Here is a 15,574-nt window from a genome sequence, read left to right on the forward strand (position 1 = left end):
GCTGAGCACCGAACCCCGCGTCGAGGACCTGCTGCGCGAACTCGCGCCGCAGGTCCTCGGCGTGCTCGCCCGCCGCTTCGGTGACTTCGCCACCGCCGAGGACGCGGTGCAGGAGGCACTGTTGGCCGCCGCGACCCAGTGGCCGACCGAAGGGCTGCCGGACAACCCGCGCGGCTGGCTGATCCAGGTCGGCTACCGCCGGATGATCGAGCTGGTCCGCGGCGAGCAGGCCCGACGCCGAAGGGAGGACCTGGTCGCCCGGCGGGATCCGGACGACCAGCGGCACGCACCGGCCGCGGACGAGGAGTTGACCGCCGGGCGGGACGACACGTTGGTCCTGTTGATGCTCTGCTGCCATCCGGCACTCGCTCCGACGTCCGCGGTGGCGCTGACGCTGCGCGCCGTCGGCGGTCTCAGCACCGCCGAGATCGCCCGCGCCTTCCTGGTGCCCGAGGCGACGATGGCACAGCGGATCAGCCGGGCCAAGCAGCGCATCCGTGCATCCGGGCTGCCGTTCCGGATGCCCGAGCCGGCCGAGCGGGCCGACCGCCTGGCGGCCGTACGGCAGGTGTTGTACCTGGTCTTCACCGAGGGGCACACCAGCACCACCGGCCCGGACCTGCGGCGGATCGACCTCGCGGCCGAGGCGATCCGGCTCACCCGCGCGCTGCACACACTGCTGCCCGACGACAGCGAGTCGGCCGGGCTGCTGGCGTTGATGCTCCTCACGGAGGCTCGCGGCCCGGCGCGGACCGGGCCGTCCGGCGAACTGATCTCCCTGTCCGAGCAGGACCGCAGCCGCTGGGACGCGGCGGCGATCGCCGAGGGCGTCGCGCTGGTCACCCGGGCTCTGCCCCGCGGGCCGGTCGGCCCGTACCAGGTACAGGCCGCCATCGCCGCGCTGCACGACGAGGCACCGAGCACCGACGCGACCGACTGGCCGCAGATCCTGGCGCTCTACGAGGTGCTGGAACGGCTCGCCGGCAGCCCGGTGGTGGCACTCAACCGGGCCGTGGCGACCGCCATGGTGCACGGGCCGGCCGCCGGCCTCGCCGCCGTCGACAAGCTGGCCGACGACCCCCGGCTCACCGGGCACCACCGACTGACCGCCGCCCGGGCGCACCTGCACGAGATGGCCGGCGACCGGGAGCAGGCCGTCGTGGCCTACCGCATTGCCGCCGCACGCACGAACAGCCTTCCCGAGCAGCGCTACCTGACCATGCGAGCGGCCCGGCTCGCCGCCGAGACAACACCAGCGCAACCCGAGGACTGATTCAACCGGCGGGCGGCGGGCGGCGGGCGGCGGGCGGCGGGCGGCGGGCGGCGGGCGGCGGGCGGCGGGCGGCGGGCGGCGGGCGGCGGGCGGCGGGCGGCGGGCGGCGGGCGGCGGGCGGCGGGCGGCGGGCGGCGGGCGGCGGGCGGCGGGCGGCGGGCGGCGGGCGGCGGGCGGCGGGCGGCGGGCGGCGGGCGAGCATGACACCACCCGGACTGCCTATGGAGCTGATGTCGTAAACGATTCACCCAGTGGACGAGCATCTCGCTCAACAAGCGAGCCCGACCGCGCGCCGGGTACGCCGACCGGCATGCGGCGACCTCGTGAACAGGCCGACGGGCAAACGGGCTGACCGGCGACGGGCCGACCGACAGACCGGCCCACCGACAGATGGCCACAAGCGAGGGCCCAACCCGCAGACCACATGACGCGCAGATCACCCGATCCGCAGACCGCCCGATCCGCGGACGGCCGGAGCCACGGACGGCCGGAGGGGACGGCCGGAGGGGACGGCCGGAGGGGACGGCCGGAGGGGACGAGGGCCAGAATTACGGTCGCCGGGGAAATGCACAGTTGAATCGTTTACGACATCAGCTCCACAGGAGTCGAGTGACACGTGCCCTGGGCCGTCCGCGCCCCAGGCCGTCCGCGCCCCACGCCGTCCGCGCTTCAAGCCGTCTGCCGCCTGACCGTCACCCGCGCCGTCGACCCGGTGGCGGTGGAACGGGCGGCCCGGACGACGCACCTGCGGCGGCGCGGGTGGCGATCCGGTTGAGGGCACCGGGGCCAGCACCCGGCCCGGGGCGTGGTGGGGCCACGGCCGACGGCAGCCTCGGGTGCCGAACGCCGCCAGAAGTCGGCGATAGCCTGACCATCGACATCCGCCGTCGAGCATTCAGGTCTGGAGAGCGCATGGCGTACGTGCTCTTGGGAATCGCCATCCTGGCCGAGGTGCTGGCGACCAGCCTGCTCAAGAGCACTGCGGGGTTCAGCCGGCTCTGGCCGACGGTGGGCTGCCTGACCGGTTACGTACTGGCGTTCCTGCTGCTGGCCCAGGCGGTCAAGGAGATCCCGGTCGGCGTCGCGTACGCCCTCTGGTCGGGTTTGGGCACCGCCACGATCGTGGCGATCGGGGCGGTGTTCCTGGACGAGCCGGTCGGGCCGGCCAAGCTCGTCGGCATCGCGTTGATCATCGCCGGGGTGGTGATCGTGAACCTGACCGGCGAGCACTGATCAGACGGAAGGTCCCCCGCATCCCATCAGGAAGCGGGGGACCCGTCGATCGTGCAGTAACGACCTACTCGCCGTCGAACCTCATGTTGGGCCACCAACCGAACGTCCGCGGCCGGTTCACCCACGACCCGAACGGCGCGTTGAAGCCGCCACTCGTGGTCGAGGTGAAGGTGTTCATGCTCAGGCCGTCGTCGGCGTACACGTAGAGCACGGCCAGGTCGTCGCGCTTGTCGCCGTTGTAGTCGCCGGCGGCCAGCTTCATGCTGGCGAAGTGACCGAACGCGGTCGACGACCAGGACGCGGCGGGCGCGTTGAAGGTCCCGTCCGCCTTGGCCGTGAAGGTGTGCAGGCTGGTGCTGCTGAAACCGACGTACTTGAGGACGGCCACGTCATCGCGACCGTCGCCGTTGAAGTCACCGTCCATCAGCTTCATCTCGGACAGCGCGCCGAACGGCTTGTCCTTCGGGGTGGTCCAGGAGTTGTACGGGTTACCGAACCCGCCGTTGGCCAGACCCGGCCAGGTGATGATCGCCATGGCCACGCTGTTCGTGGAGGAGTACTGGTAGAACAGCGAGGCGTCGGCCCGGCCGTCACCGTTGACGTCTCCGGCGAACACCGACGTGCTGTTCCAGTTGCCGAACGTGGTCGCCTCCCACACCGTGGTCGGGGCGTTGAAGCCACCGTCCGGTCGGGCGATCCAGTTGATCCAGGCCTCCTTGCCGTTGCCCAGCTCGTAGCCGTAAAAGGCGGTCAGGTCCGCTCGGCCGTCGCCGTTGAAGTCGCCGGAGGCCATCTTCATGCTGGTGATGTGCCCCCAGCCGGCCGGGGCCGTCCAGGACCGCAGCGGTGCGCCGTACTTGCCGTCCGGCCCGGTGATGAAGGTGTCGAGGGCGAAGGTGCCGTCGGCAGCCGTCGACAACACCGCGACGTCCTTGATGCCGTCGCCGTCGAAGTCGTCGTTGAACACCTTGACCCGGTCCCGGTTGTACCTGGTCTCGGTGCTCTTCCACGAGCCGATCGGGCCACCGAACCCGCCCGTCGAGGTCGCCGGGAACGTCATCGGGGCGCCCTGCCCCGGGTCGTACGTGTAGAAGAAGTTGACGTCCTCGTAGGTGTCGGTGGACACGCCCTGCGGCATGGTCGTGGCGAACCAGGACGCGAGGTCGTCGACCCGGGTGTCCACCGCGTCGCGGCGGGTCTCCGTCTCGGCGAGGCAGCCACCCTGCCACGAGCTGTAGTGCACGCCGACCAGTTGCGGCTTGCCGCTGACCATGCGCACGGTGGGGCCACCGAGGTCGCCCCGGCAGATGCCCGCCTGACCGCTACCCAGGATGTTCAGCGTGGACGACCCGACCGCCTCGACCCCGAAGGAGCCGCTGTGCAACTGGTCCGGAACCCAGGCGCTGGCGGTACGGCCGAAGCCGGCGCCGGTCAGCTGCTCGCCGACCGTCGGTGCGGCCCCGAGCGCCACCGGGGTCACGTCGACCCGCTCGGACAGCCGCACGAGGACCAGGTCGCGATCGGGGTGCGGCACGATCCGGAAGGCCGGAACGACAGCGCCGGTCGTGGCGGTGAGGGTGGGTCGCCCGACGGTGACAGTCGTCGGCTTGGTGGGCGTACCCGCGACCACGGCCTGCCCGTCGAAGCTGAAGCAGCTCTTGGCGGTGAGCACCCACCAGGCGTCGACCAACGAGCCGCTGCACGAGCGTTCGAGCGAGCCGACGTCGACCTTGGCGACGAAACCGAACGACGCGTCGGTCACGGCGGTCCCGCCGGTGACAGCCTGGGCGGGCGAGGCGTTGAGGAACCCCGCCACCAGGGTTACCGCGAGCAAGCCTGCCTGGGCCGCTCGCCGTCGATAGGACGATGACACTAATGATCCTCTCTGGATCACAAGGCAGGGACGCTGCGCGGCACGCACCTGGGGCGACGTGCGTCGGAACGCGGCGAGGACACGCCGTACCGCGCTCACCTGGCCGGCTGTCGAGCACGGCGCGCTGGCTCCGGGCGTGGTGAAGCGGGTCGTGCCCGTCGAGTGCGGGCACGACTGTGCACAGTCGTACATGAAGGACCCCCGTGGCCCCTGCGGGCTGAACGGTTACCGGAAAGCAACCGCAGGCTCACCTTAGGGATCAATCAATTCCACCACCGCCCTTGTGGGATGTGTGGAATCCCATATCGACAGCCCTTGCGATGTTATCGACGATGAGCTATGTCGAGCGCAGGCGGCCGGGACCGCGGTGGCCGGGTCCGCGCGAACCCGGCCACCGCCATCTACCGTCGGTCAACCGGCGGTGCAGCTCAGCGCCGGTGGGGTGTTGCTGCCGGTCCAGCTGCCGATGAAGCCGAAGCCGGCGCTGGCACCGGCCGCCAGCCGACCGTTGTAGTCCGCGTTGCGTGCCGTCACCGTGGTTCCACTGCTGGTCAGCGTCGCGTTCCAGGCCTGGGTGACGCTCTGGCCGTCGGCGAACGTCCACCGGACGGTCCAGCCCGTGATCGCGGCAGCGCCCGCGGTCACTTGGACCTCGCCCTGGAAGCCGCCCTGCCACTGGTTGGTGACCGTGTAGGTCGCCGTGCAGCCGCCAGTGGGCGGAGGCGTCGTGGGCGGAGGGGTGGTCGGCGGTGGGGTGGTCGGCGGAGGCGTGGTCGGCGGTGGGATGCCGCCGAAGACGCTCGCCTCGCGGGCGGTCTGCCGGATGCCGTTGGCGCCGTTGAAGAGCCGCTGACCCCAGGTGGTCAGGTCGGCCGGGTTGAAGGAGGTGGCCAGGTCGAGGTATTCGACGCCACCGCCGTTGCCGCTCCATGACCAGCCCAACCAGCCGATTCCGTTGGCCTGGCTGTACGCGAGAATGGTGTCCTCGTCCGGGTCCCCGTCGGAGTGGTTGAAGCCGAACTCACCGATCACGATGGGCAGCCCCGCCGAGCGGAACCGGCCCAGGTAGTCACTGATCTCGGCGGCGGTGTCGAACACCCCGTACATGTGGATCGAGAAGACGGTGTTGCGGGCCGGGTCCGCGGCGAAGACCGACGCGGCGTTGTCCCGCATGGTGAAGGACCAGTCCTGCCCCCAGTTCGGCGCGTCCACCATGATGGTGTGGGTCAGCCCTGCGGTACGCAGGCGCTTGATCGCGTTCGCGTTGTCGGTGACCCAGGACGCGTAGTTCTGATTGCCGTACGGCTCGTTGCCGATGTTGACGATGACGTACCGCTCCTGGCCGACGAGGACGTCGGCGAGGCTGAGCCAGTAGTCGACCGCGCGGGCGAGGGTGATCGCGCCGCTCTGCTCCCCGTACCCGGTGGTGTCGTGCACCTCCAGCACACAGATCAGCCGGTTGGCCTTGCACAGTGCGATGACGTTCGCGACGTCGGCGTTGGTGTTGCGGGTCCACCGGTCACCGCTGGAGAGCACCACCCGCACGGTGTTCGCGCCGAGCGCTTTGACGTCGGCGAACGAGCTGGTCTGCTGTGGATACCAGGTGTGCGCGTGGTTGACACCGCGCATGACGAATTCGGTGCCGTTGGCGTCGTACAGCTTGCCGCCGGCGACGGAGAAGCCGGCGGCGGCGTGCGCCGGCTGACCGAACGCCAGCACGGCGACGAGCAACGCCAGCAGCGCCGCGCCGACCGCGGAGAGTCGAGTCTTCATGGCCTTCCTCAGGGAGGACCCCCGGTGCCCGACAGGGGTGGGACGAGACAGGGGAAGGCGGCTGCAGCCCGGCAGCCGCGCCCGACTCCAGGAGCGCAGGCATCAGCGTATGGCGATGGGTCGGACGTCGCAACCGGTTCAGTAGGAGGGCCCGAGGCCCGGACAGCCGCAACGGCCCACGCGGGCGCAGGCCGTTGCGGGGCGATCATCCCCACCACAGGATGTGCGCCACATCCGGCTCTTAACCGGTTAAGAGCGACGGTAGGCAGGTCGCCGCGATCCGTCAAGCATCACCGGGGCCGAACCGGACGGGAGGGTTGACCGCTGCCGACCTGGGTATCCCGGGAACGATCCGTCGGTGGGAAGGGGATACAGGATGGTCAGCGTCGGCTACACCCTGATGAGCGAGCAGGCCGGTCCCAAGCAACTGGTGGACCACGCCATCCGAGCCGAAGCCGCCGGCTTCGACCAACTCGTGGTGTCCGACCACTACTACCCCTGGCTGGAATCCCAGGGTCACTCGCCGTACGCCTGGTCGGTGCTCGGCGCGGTCGCCCACGCGACCTCCCGCGCGCAGCTGATGTCGTTCGTCACCTGCCCGATCCGCCGCTACCACCCGGCCGTCGTCGCGCAGAAGGCCAGCACGATCGGGGCGCTGTCGGACGGCCGCTTCACGCTGGGTCTCGGGGCGGGCGAGAACCTGAACGAGCACGTGGTGGGCGGCTGGCCCCACGTGCAGCAGCGACACGAGATGTTCGAGGAGGCGCTGCAGATCATCCGGCCGCTGCTCAACGGCGAGACGCTGACGTTCTCCGGCAACCACTTCGACGTGCCCGACGCCTACGTCTGGGACCGCCCGGAGCGGCCGGTGCCGATGGCCGTCGCCGCGTCCGGTCGGCAGTCCGCGACGTTGGCCGCCGAGTACGGCAGCGGCCTCATCTCCACCGAACCGGACCGGCACATCATCGAGATGTACGACGATGCCGGCGGCGCCGGCCAGCCCCGCTACGGGCAGGTGGCCATCTGCTACGGGCCCGACGAGGCGGAGTGCCGCAAGATCGTGCACGACCAGTTCCGCTGGTTCGGCCTGGGGTGGAAGGTCAACGCCGACCTGCCCGGGCCGGAGTCGTTCGCCGCCGCCACCCAGTTCGTCAGGGAGGAGGACGTCGCCGAGGGCATCTCCTGCGGCCCGGACGTGGACGTGCACGTCGAGGCGTTCCGCACGTTCGTCGACGCGGGCTTCACCCACGTGGCGATCATCCAGGTCGGTGGGGAGAGCCAGCCGATGTTCCTGGACTGGGCACAGGATCATCTGCTGCCTCGGCTGCGCGAACTGTGAGCCACCCGCCGACGGGTCGGCCGCCCGGCCTCGGCGCACCGCCCGCACTCACGGACAGGTGAACTCCATGCGCTTCGGTAACACGGAGATCCGCCCGCTCGGTGGTGGCCTCGGCTGCCTCCTGATGATCCTTTTCTCGATCGTGGCCTCGGTGGTGCTGACCGTCCTGGTCAACCTGGTGCTGTGAGGCGCGGTCAGCGGCGCAGACCCAGTGCGCTGAGCACCTCCCGGGAGGCCACCCGCGCCGGGTCGAGCACCGCGCGGCGGGTCCAACGGGCCGCCGGCGTGACGGTGGCCCGCCAGACCGCGCGCAGGCCGCGCGCCACCGGCACCACCGTCACCGACCAGACCCAGCGGACGCCCACCAGCAGCGGGCGCACGGTGTGCCGCCACAACCAGCGCAGCGCCAGCCCGATCGGACGCAGCAGCAGTCGGTAGACCATCCGCAGCACCCAGCCGGCGGTCCGCCACGCACCGACCACCGCCGCGACGACCAGCCGGCCGAACCCCACGACTACCCAACGGATCCCGCGTGCCAGCCCGACGAGCGCGGCACCCGACGCCCCGACGAGCAGGCCGACGCCGCGCCACAGCAGCCGCCCGACGGGGGTGAGCGCCGCGCCAACCCATCGCAGCGGCCGCCGGACCAGGTGCTCGACGAGCCAGACCAGCGCGCGGCCCAGAGCCACGAGAGGCGGGCGCAGCCCGTTGCGGGCCAACCACACCAGCGGTGACCAGACCACCGTGCGGACCACCCAGGCGAGGGCGACCGCGAGCCACACCAGCGGTGACCACACCAGAGTGCGGGCCACCCACGCGACACCCCGGCCCAACCACACCAGCGGCAACCAGACGAGGGTACGGGCCACCCACGCGACACCCCGGCCCAACCACACCAGCGGCAACCAGACGAGGGTACGAGCGACCCACGCGGCACCCCGCCCGAGCCACACGAGTGGCAGCCAGACGAGATTGCGCGCTGCCCAGGTCAACGGAAGCCAGAGCAGGGTGTGGGCGCACCAGACCAGCGGCCGCCAGAGCAGCCGGTGCAGGGCCCAGACCAGCGGGGCCAGCAGCCAGTCGCGCAGGAGCCGCCCAGCGGGGCTGAGCAGGTGTCGGTGCAGGAGCCGGCCGGTAGCGGCGATCAGCTCCCAGATCAGGCGTACCGGCAGCACGAAGACCAGCGCGACGCCGCGCGCGAGGGTCGCGACGAGCGGAAACTCGACGGTGGCCGGCTCGGTCGTGGGTCCGGCGGACGGTGCTCGGGGTGCGAGCGTCACCGTCGGTGTCGCCGGACGATCGACCGGCGGCGCGGGAAGCGGCGGCCGGATGGTGGGGCGGTCGGTCACGGTCGGCACCGTAGCCCGACCGCGCCATCTGCGGGGGCCCGCTCCGGTCACAGGTCGATGGTGGCCAGGAGTGGATAGTGGTCGGAGGCGGTGTCGACCGTCGCGCCACGGACCACCCGGCAGTCGCGTACCCGCGCCGCCAGGGCACGAGTGCCGAGCAGATAGTCCAGGCGCATCCCGGCGAACTCGGCCCCGCCCAGCCGGGTGGGAACGGTGTGGCCGTCGGCCTCCGGCGCTCCGGCGTTGACGGCGGGCCACAGGTCGACCAGGTCGGCGGCGAGCAGCCGGGCGATCGCCCGGGTGTCCACCGCGCCGCCGCCCCGACGCAGGTGCCGCCGCCGGTAGAGCATGGGCATGCCGGCCAGGCGAGCGGTGTGGTCGCCGGTCGGGTCGAGCGAGTTGAGGTCACCGGTGAGCACTGTCAGCGGTGACCGGGCGCGTCGCATCGCGGCGACCAGCCAGTCGACCTCCATCCGCCGCCGCCCGCCGGAGTACGGATGGAGGTGGGTGCCGAAGACGGTCAACGGGCCGACGGAGGTGTCGACGACGACGCGGGCGGCGGCGTGGTGGAAGGGCCGACGCAGGGGGCCCGCGTCGACGACCCGGTACGGCGGCCGGACCAGCACCGCGACCGGCTGCCCGAAGCAGGACCGGGCCAGGTGGGGGGTCATGCCCACCCGGCCCGCCACGTCCGCCATCAGCCCGTGCCGGTCGAAGCCGCGCAGTTCCTGCAGGGCCAGCACGTCCGGTGCCTGCTCCTCGATGACCTGGACCACCCGGTCCAGCCGGTCGGGGTCGTCGCGGTCCCGACCACCGGTGCGGATGTTCCAGGTCATCAGCCGCAGCACGGCGGGTTCAGTCCGCTCGGCCGGCCCGCGCCAGCTCGTCGTCGAGGGTGTCCACGTCCTCCGACTCGATGGTCGGCTGGTTGCCTTCCTTCAGGTCGGCGTTGGGGCGGATCACGAGGTAGAGCAGCCCGATCCAGAGCGCGGAGAGCAGGATCGCGCCCATGAAGTCGGTCGGGTGGTGCATCCCCCGGTACATCCGGGAGGTGGCGACACCGACCGGCATGAGCACCGCCAATCCCACGAAGATCCACCGCCACCACCGGTCGGTACGCGGGAACACGATGAGGGTGATCGCCAACCAGACGCAGATCGTGGCGGCGATGTGCCCGGACGGGAACGACGAGGTGGGCATCGGTCCGTCGAGGTTCTCCACCGCCGGGCGGGGCCGGTCCACGGCTCGGGCCGACGCGAGGAAGAGGGTCAGCTCGCCCACCATCGCCAGCGCCACGAACAGCACCGGCCGCCAGCGCCGCCACACCGCCAGTACCAGCGGACAGAACACCAGCGAGATCAGCAGGATCGCGTGGGTGTCCCCGAACTTGCTCCACCACCAGCTCACCTCGGTCAACGTGTCGGTGTGCCGCTCGGCGAACCAGCGTGGCACGTCGGTGTCGAGGGTGTCGAAGAAGGTGCCCTTGGCGTAGTAGCTGACGTAGGTGCCGAAGGCGTACAACGCGCCGAACACGAGCACCCAGCCGACCAGCAGCTCGGCCACCGCGGAGCGGGGGTGGGCCAGCACGTGCTCCTCGGCCGGGGCGGGCGCGATGTCGTGCCCCGCCTCGGGCTCCAGGCCCTCGGTGAGCGGCGGCACCGGCCGCCCACGTTCGCGACGCCACAGCCGGAAGGCGTACGCGGTGACGCCCAGCCAGGCCGCGCCGAGCAGCCAACCGCCCAGCACGTCCGAGACGAAGTGCACGCCCAGCGCGATCCGGGTCAGGCCGATCAGTGCCACCAGCACGCCGACGCCGACGATCGCCGGCTTCCGCCAGCGGGGCGCCATCGCCGGCAGGAACACCAGCAGCAGCGCGCCGTAGGCGACGAAGGAGCCGAGCGCGTGCCCGCTCGGGAAACTGTTGCCGGGGGCGCTGGCGATCGGCACGTCCACGACCGGGCGGAGCCGGCCGACCAGCGTCTTCAGGGACGGGTCCAGGATCAGGCCACCGACCCCGGTGATGATCAGGTAGACGGCGAGCCGGGGTTGGCGCCGGATCAGCAGGCCGACCACGGCGATGGTGACCAACCAGATGAGGATCGGCCGACCGCCCAGGTCGGTCACCGCCTGGAGGACGGTGACGAGCGCGTGGTGCGGGGCGACGAGCCCGTTGAACCATTCGGCAGCGGCGTGGTCGGCGTCCTGCAGCGGGTTCCACCGCACCCGTACGAGCATCAACAGCAGCCCGAAGGCCACCCCGGCGCCGGTGACGGCCACCAGGCCGGCGATGCTCCGTTCGGCGAAGTGCCCGATCGGGCGCCGTGCCACCTCTTTGACCGCGGACACCCCGCACCTCCCTTGTCGGCTCTGGCGAGGCGCTTTACCCGATCCGCGTCACGCGTACACGCGGGTCGCCGCTACAGGGCTGTCATGTCCCCGGTGTCGAGCAGTTCGGCCCGGTCGGTGTCGGGCTCCCACAGGTCCGGTTGGGCCGGCTCCTGAACACCGATGCGCAGCGCCTCCAACTGGGCGGCGAAGGCCAGCCCACCGAAGAGCGCCATCCCGGTCAGGTTGGCCCAGAGCAGCAGCGCCATCATCCCGGTCAACGCGCCGTAGGTCTGCCCGAAGCCGTCGCTGAACTTGACGTACGCGGCGAGCAGCAGGCTGGCCAGCCACCACAGGGCCGTGGCGATACCGGCGCCGAAGAACAGCCAGGACAGGCCGGGCTGGTTGCGCCGCGGGGCGTGCCGGAACAGCACCGCGACGGCGAGGACGGTCAGCCCGAGGCTGAGGGGGAAGCGGACCACGTCCCAGATGACGTTGGCGAGCGCACCCCACTCGTAGTGCTCTCGCACCGAGCGGCCCATCGCGCCGCCGCCGACCAGGATCAGGAAGCCGGCGAGGGCGGGCAGGCCGGCGGTGACGGCCAGCACGGCGGCGCGGAGATACTTACGCAGCGCCGGACGGTCCCGTTCGACGCCGTAGATGCGGTTGGCGCCCCGTTCGATCTGGGCCATCGTGGTGGTCAGCGCGACCAGGCCGGTGAGCAGACCGAGGGTGAGGGCCAGCTCCCCCGCGTCCTCGACGCGTTCGCCCTCGCCGAGCAGTTCGCCGACGACCTCGGCGCTCTGGCCGGGGGTGAGCGCCAGCACGGTGTCGGCGACGACCCGGCCGCCCTCCTCGACGCCCAGCTCGCTGATCAGACCGGTGAGGGCGATCAGGAACGGGACGACGGCGAGGCAGAGTTGCAGTGCGAAGGCCCGGGAGTGGCTGAAGCCGTCGCCGTAGCGGAACCTGATGAACGCGTCGCGCAGCAGGTGCCAGCCGCCCTCCCCGCGTAGTGTGTGCCAGGCGTCGTCGGCGGACAGCTCCTCGTCGGCCATCAGCCGGGTCTCCGGCACGATCCGGGTGCTACTCACGGCGCGCTTCCTCGATCAGCTGCTCGCCCCGCTCTCCGGCACCCTGCGCGTCGACGGCCAGGTCCGGGGCGTCCTCCGGCTGGGGGACGCAGAGCCAGAGCGCCTCCGGCCGGATCTCCGCCCGGAGCTGCCGGCCCGGGGCGATGAGGTCACCGTCCAGCTCACGCGGTTGGGCCCGGTTGCTGGTGATCACCACGCGTCTGCCCCGGAAGACCTCCATCCGGGGCACCTCACCACGGCGGCGGATCACCGCCCAGCCGAGCGCGAGCCAGTGCCGCAGGCTGTGCGGGGTGAGCACGGCGACGTCGAGCCAACCGTCATCCGGCTCGGCCTCGGTGAGCAGGGTGACGCCGCCCTGGAGCCGGCCGACGTTGGCGATCAGGACCGAGCGGGCCCGACGGCGTACCGGGGGGCGGTCGTCGATGCGGATCTGCACCCGCATCGGCCGGTCCCGCAGGTGACGGGCGGCGCCCATCACGTACGCGGGCCAGCCGATGCGCGCTTTGGTGGTCTCGTTGGTGGCTTCGAGCATCTGGGCGTCGAAGCCCATGCCCGCCATCACGGTGAAGTACTTGTCCTCGACGGCGCCCACGTCGAGCAGTCGCCGCCCGCGTTCGACGGCGACCTGCAGGCCGGCCGCCAGGTCGGTGGAGAGGCCCAGGTTGGCGGCGAGCAGGTTGCCGGTGCCCTGGGGCAGCACGGCCAGGGCCACGTCGGTGCCGACCAGCCCGCTGACGCAGGCCATCACGGTGCCGTCGCCGCCGCACGCGAAGACCAGGTCGACGCCGTCCTTGACGGCCTGTTCGGTCTGGCCTCGGCCCGGGTCCTCGACCGTCGTCTCGTACCACTGCGGCTCGGGCCAGCCGGCGGTGGCGAGGGCGTCGTCCACGGTGCGGCGCAGCTCGTCGAGATCGTCGACCTTCGACGGGTTCACCACCACGGCGGAGCGCAGCCCGCCGTCGCCGCCCGAGGGCCGCCTGTCCTGTCCAGCATCCACGGGCGCCAGTGTGCAGCAACCGGACGGCTTCAGCGACCCGGCGGCCCGTCGGCGTCGGAAGCGCCACAGACAGGTTTCAACGCGGGCGCACCCGTCAGGCCGCCGCCCGGATCGCGACCTCCACCCGACGGCGTAGGTCATCGAGGTCGATCCCGGACTCGGTGAGCACCAACGCGCCCAGCCCGTGCCCCTCGCGGAGCACCCCGAGCAGGATGTGCTCGGTGCCGATGTGCTTGTGCCGCAGGCGCAGCGCCTCCCGCAGGGACAGCTCCAGCGCCTTCTTGGACCGGGGGGAGAAGGGGCCGCCCAGATACCGCTTGCGCCCCCAGCGGCGGCGTGGCTGCGGCACGGCCTCGCGGAGGGCGTCCGGGCCGAAGGACTGCTCGATGCGGGCCACGATGGCGGCCAGGTCGATGCCGATCTCCCGCAGGGCCGCAGCGTCGGCGTCGCCGAGCCCGACGCCACCGCTGCCGGTGTGCCGGCGTACGCGTTCGCGCAGGTCGTCGGCGCGTACACCGGCGTCGGCGAGCACCCGGCTGGCCAGGCCCGCGTCGTCGGCGAGCAGGGCGAGCAGCAGGTGCTCGGTGCCCACCGGCCGTCGGCCCTCGCTTCGCGCCTCCTCCAACGCCCGTCGTACCGTGTCGCGAGCCCGGTCGGTGAACCGTTCGAACATCACGCCTCCCAGGATGAGTTGACCGCCGGTCGCCCGGCGTGCTTCTTGTGCACCGCCTGCCGGCTGACCTCGAGCGCGTCGGCGATCTCCTGCCAGGACCAGCCCTGTCGACGGGCGTTGTCCACCTGGACCACCTCGAGCCGCTCGAGCAGCCGGCGGAGCGCGCGGACGGCGCGCAGCCCGACCCGGGGGTCGGTGCTGCCGGCTGCCGCCGCGAGTTCTGTCGCCTGACTCATGCCGTCAACATACGTTGACACTGCAAGCCGTGTCAACTGCGGTTGACGATCGGGTTCCGCCCGCCGCACCCCGACCCCTCACCGACTTGACAGCGCCATAGCTAACCGTTATCCATTAACGATCTAGACGAAGGACGTGCGTGGTGCAGGACGTGGTGCTGGCCATGCTGGCCAAGGAGCCGGCGCACGGATACGAGCTGCGCAGCCGACTCCGTGCTGCGCTCGGCCCGCTGGGCGAGGCGATGAACGCCGGGCAGATCTACGTGACGCTGACCCGCCTGGGCAAGGCGGGGCTGGTGACCTCACAGCGGGCCGAGGGCCTGCCGGACCGGCCCGAACGCCGGGTGTACGCGCTGACCCCGACGGGGCAGCAGCGGGTCGCCACCTGGCTGGCCGAAGTGAACTGGCCGAAGCCGGACCTCGCGGAGTTCCACCTCAAGTTGGTGGCTGCCGCGACCGCCCGGCTGGCCGATCCGGTGGCGTTGGTCGACGCGCAGCGGCGTGAGGTGCTGCGCCGGCTGCGCGACGTCCAACGGGCAGCGTTGGACCGGTCGGTGGACCCGGTTGCCGGGCTGCTGCTGGAGGGTGTCGTGTTGCGGCTGCGGGCCGACCTGGCATGGCTGGAGGCGTGTGAACGCGTGTGGGCTGAAAGTGATCCGACCGGGCGGAAGGCGGGGGCGTGACCGGGACGAAGGTGTTGCAGGCGCGCGGGCTGAGCATGTCGTACGGCGGCGAGCGCACGCTGGTCCGGGCGGTCGACGAGGTCGATCTGACCGTGCCGGCCGGACAGTCGCTGGCGGTGATGGGGCCCAGCGGCTGCGGCAAGTCCACCCTGCTGTACCTGCTCGGCGGGCTGCAACGCCCGACCGACGGGCAGGTGTGGCTCGCCGACCGCCGCATCGACACGATGAGCGAACGCGCCCTGGCCCGGTTGCGGCGTGACAACCTCGGGTTCGTCTTCCAGTCGTTCCAGCTCATGGACGAGCTCACCGCGGTGGAGAATGTGGAGCTGGCCGCGCTGCTGGCCGGCCGGTCGCCGGGGCGGGCCCGCAAGCGGGCGATGTACCTGCTGGACCGGGTGGGGCTGGCCGACCGCGCCAGGCACCTGCCCTCGGCGCTGTCCGGTGGGCAGCGCCAGCGGGTCGCCATCGCCCGTGCGTTGAGCAACGAGCCGCTGGTCGTGCTGGCTGACGAACCCACCGGCAATCTGGACAGCGCCGCCACCCTGGACGTGCTGCGGCTGTTCGAGGAGCTGCGCACCGCAGGACAGACCCTGGTGGTGGTCACCCATGACCCCCGCATCGCGGCGGTCGCCGACCGGGTGATCGCCATGCGGGACGGCGCGTTCGTCGACGACAACCGGCTTGCCGGCGCCGCCACCGGCACCCTCTACGACGGGCGACGCTGAC

At 71.8% G+C, this 15,574-nt stretch carries 15 protein-coding genes; 5 read left to right on the plus strand and 10 right to left on the minus strand.

All coding sequences use genetic code 11. From position 1 onward, the window contains the following. Nucleotide 1 precedes the first annotated feature (1 nt). On the plus strand, nt 2–1,273 hold the full coding sequence (locus tag O7617_RS03820; RefSeq protein WP_282264623.1) for a sigma-70 family RNA polymerase sigma factor: 1,272 nt from the start codon (nt 2–4) through the stop codon (nt 1,271–1,273). Between the two features lies 1 nt (nt 1,274). Here the strand turns inward: O7617_RS03820 and O7617_RS03825 are convergent, their stop codons facing one another. After that, nucleotides 1,275–1,475, minus strand: a complete 201-nt coding sequence (locus tag O7617_RS03825; RefSeq protein WP_282261541.1) for a hypothetical protein — start codon at nt 1,473–1,475, stop codon at nt 1,275–1,277. A gap of 710 nt (nt 1,476–2,185) precedes the next feature. Between O7617_RS03825 and O7617_RS03830 the strand changes: the two genes are divergently transcribed. Then, nucleotides 2,186–2,506, plus strand: a complete 321-nt coding sequence (locus O7617_RS03830; protein ID WP_282261542.1) for a multidrug efflux SMR transporter — start codon at nt 2,186–2,188, stop codon at nt 2,504–2,506. Between the two features lie 64 nt (nt 2,507–2,570). On the opposite strand, the gene O7617_RS03835 is transcribed toward O7617_RS03830, so the two are convergent. Further along, a complete protein-coding gene (locus O7617_RS03835; RefSeq protein WP_282261543.1) occupies nt 2,571–4,322 on the minus strand; it encodes an FG-GAP-like repeat-containing protein in 1,752 nt (583 codons plus the stop codon). A 468-nt stretch (nt 4,323–4,790) separates the two neighbouring features. Continuing rightward, the gene (locus tag O7617_RS03840; RefSeq protein ID WP_282261544.1) at nt 4,791–6,152 is read right to left on the minus strand and encodes a cellulase family glycosylhydrolase; all 1,362 of its coding nucleotides are present in this window, start codon (nt 6,150–6,152) and stop codon (nt 4,791–4,793) included. 376 nt (nt 6,153–6,528) lie between these two features. Between O7617_RS03840 and O7617_RS03845 the strand changes: the two genes are divergently transcribed. Further along, the gene (locus tag O7617_RS03845) at nt 6,529–7,491 is read left to right on the plus strand and encodes a TIGR03557 family F420-dependent LLM class oxidoreductase (RefSeq protein WP_282261545.1); all 963 of its coding nucleotides are present in this window, start codon (nt 6,529–6,531) and stop codon (nt 7,489–7,491) included. Nucleotides 7,492–7,685: 194 nt separating this feature from the next. Here the strand turns inward: O7617_RS03845 and O7617_RS03850 are convergent, their stop codons facing one another. The 7 genes from O7617_RS03850 to O7617_RS03880 all read right to left on the minus strand — a co-directional run bounded on the left by O7617_RS03850 (nt 7,686) and on the right by O7617_RS03880 (nt 14,165). Next, nucleotides 7,686–8,840 carry a hypothetical protein gene (locus tag O7617_RS03850; RefSeq protein ID WP_282261547.1) on the minus strand — a complete coding sequence of 385 codons (1,155 nt, stop codon included), beginning with the start codon at nt 8,838–8,840 and terminating at the stop codon, nt 7,686–7,688. 47 nt (nt 8,841–8,887) lie between these two features. Beyond that, nucleotides 8,888–9,688, minus strand: coding sequence for an endonuclease/exonuclease/phosphatase family protein (locus tag O7617_RS03855; protein WP_282261549.1), 801 nt, complete (start codon nt 9,686–9,688; stop codon nt 8,888–8,890). A gap of 7 nt (nt 9,689–9,695) precedes the next feature. Then, entirely contained in the window at nt 9,696–11,186 is a 1,491-nt protein-coding gene (locus O7617_RS03860; protein WP_282261551.1) for a phosphatase PAP2 family protein, read from the minus strand. A 71-nt stretch (nt 11,187–11,257) separates the two neighbouring features. Beyond that, nucleotides 11,258–12,259 carry a YihY/virulence factor BrkB family protein gene (locus tag O7617_RS03865; protein WP_282261553.1) on the minus strand — a complete coding sequence of 334 codons (1,002 nt, stop codon included), beginning with the start codon at nt 12,257–12,259 and terminating at the stop codon, nt 11,258–11,260. Further along, nucleotides 12,252–13,256, minus strand: a complete 1,005-nt coding sequence (locus O7617_RS03870) for a diacylglycerol kinase family protein (RefSeq protein ID WP_282261554.1) — start codon at nt 13,254–13,256, stop codon at nt 12,252–12,254. Before O7617_RS03870 ends, O7617_RS03865 begins: the two co-directional genes overlap by 8 nt. Before the next feature lie 94 nt (nt 13,257–13,350). Next, nucleotides 13,351–13,929: a Clp protease N-terminal domain-containing protein gene (locus O7617_RS03875; RefSeq protein ID WP_282264624.1), complete on the minus strand. Its 579-nt coding sequence runs from the start codon at nt 13,927–13,929 to the stop codon at nt 13,351–13,353. Continuing rightward, a complete protein-coding gene (locus O7617_RS03880; RefSeq protein ID WP_007457155.1) occupies nt 13,929–14,165 on the minus strand; it encodes an HTH domain-containing protein in 237 nt (78 codons plus the stop codon). Before O7617_RS03880 ends, O7617_RS03875 begins: the two co-directional genes overlap by 1 nt. A 143-nt stretch (nt 14,166–14,308) precedes the next feature. On the opposite strand from O7617_RS03880, the gene O7617_RS03885 reads away from it, so the two are divergent. Together O7617_RS03885 and O7617_RS03890 are read left to right on the plus strand one after the other, a co-directional pair. After that, nucleotides 14,309–14,848 carry a PadR family transcriptional regulator gene (locus tag O7617_RS03885; RefSeq protein WP_282261555.1) on the plus strand — a complete coding sequence of 180 codons (540 nt, stop codon included), beginning with the start codon at nt 14,309–14,311 and terminating at the stop codon, nt 14,846–14,848. Beyond that, on the plus strand, nt 14,845–15,573 hold the full coding sequence (locus O7617_RS03890; RefSeq protein WP_282261556.1) for an ABC transporter ATP-binding protein: 729 nt from the start codon (nt 14,845–14,847) through the stop codon (nt 15,571–15,573). The genes O7617_RS03885 and O7617_RS03890 overlap by 4 nt, the downstream gene beginning before the upstream one ends. The last annotated feature ends 1 nt before the right edge of the window (nt 15,574 follow it).

The sequence above is a fragment of the Micromonospora sp. WMMD1155 genome, from assembly GCF_029581275.1.
Lineage (GTDB): Bacteria > Actinomycetota > Actinomycetes > Mycobacteriales > Micromonosporaceae > Micromonospora.

What these genes read in the sequence shown, in the direction of transcription:
- O7617_RS03830 (WP_282261542.1), top strand. Translation starts at nt 2,186, where the DNA reads ATGGCGTACGTGCTCTTGGGAATCGCCATCCTGGCCGAGGTGCTGGCG.
- O7617_RS03845 (WP_282261545.1), top strand. Translation starts at nt 6,529, where the DNA reads ATGGTCAGCGTCGGCTACACCCTGATGAGCGAGCAGGCCGGTCCCAAG.
- O7617_RS03840 (WP_282261544.1), bottom strand. Translation starts at nt 6,152, where the DNA reads ATGAAGACTCGACTCTCCGCGGTCGGCGCGGCGCTGCTGGCGTTGCTC.
- O7617_RS03825 (WP_282261541.1), bottom strand. Translation starts at nt 1,475, where the DNA reads ATGCTCGCCCGCCGCCCGCCGCCCGCCGCCCGCCGCCCGCCGCCCGCC.
- O7617_RS03875 (WP_282264624.1), bottom strand. Translation starts at nt 13,929, where the DNA reads ATGTTCGAACGGTTCACCGACCGGGCTCGCGACACGGTACGACGGGCG.
- O7617_RS03880 (WP_007457155.1), bottom strand. Translation starts at nt 14,165, where the DNA reads ATGAGTCAGGCGACAGAACTCGCGGCGGCAGCCGGCAGCACCGACCCC.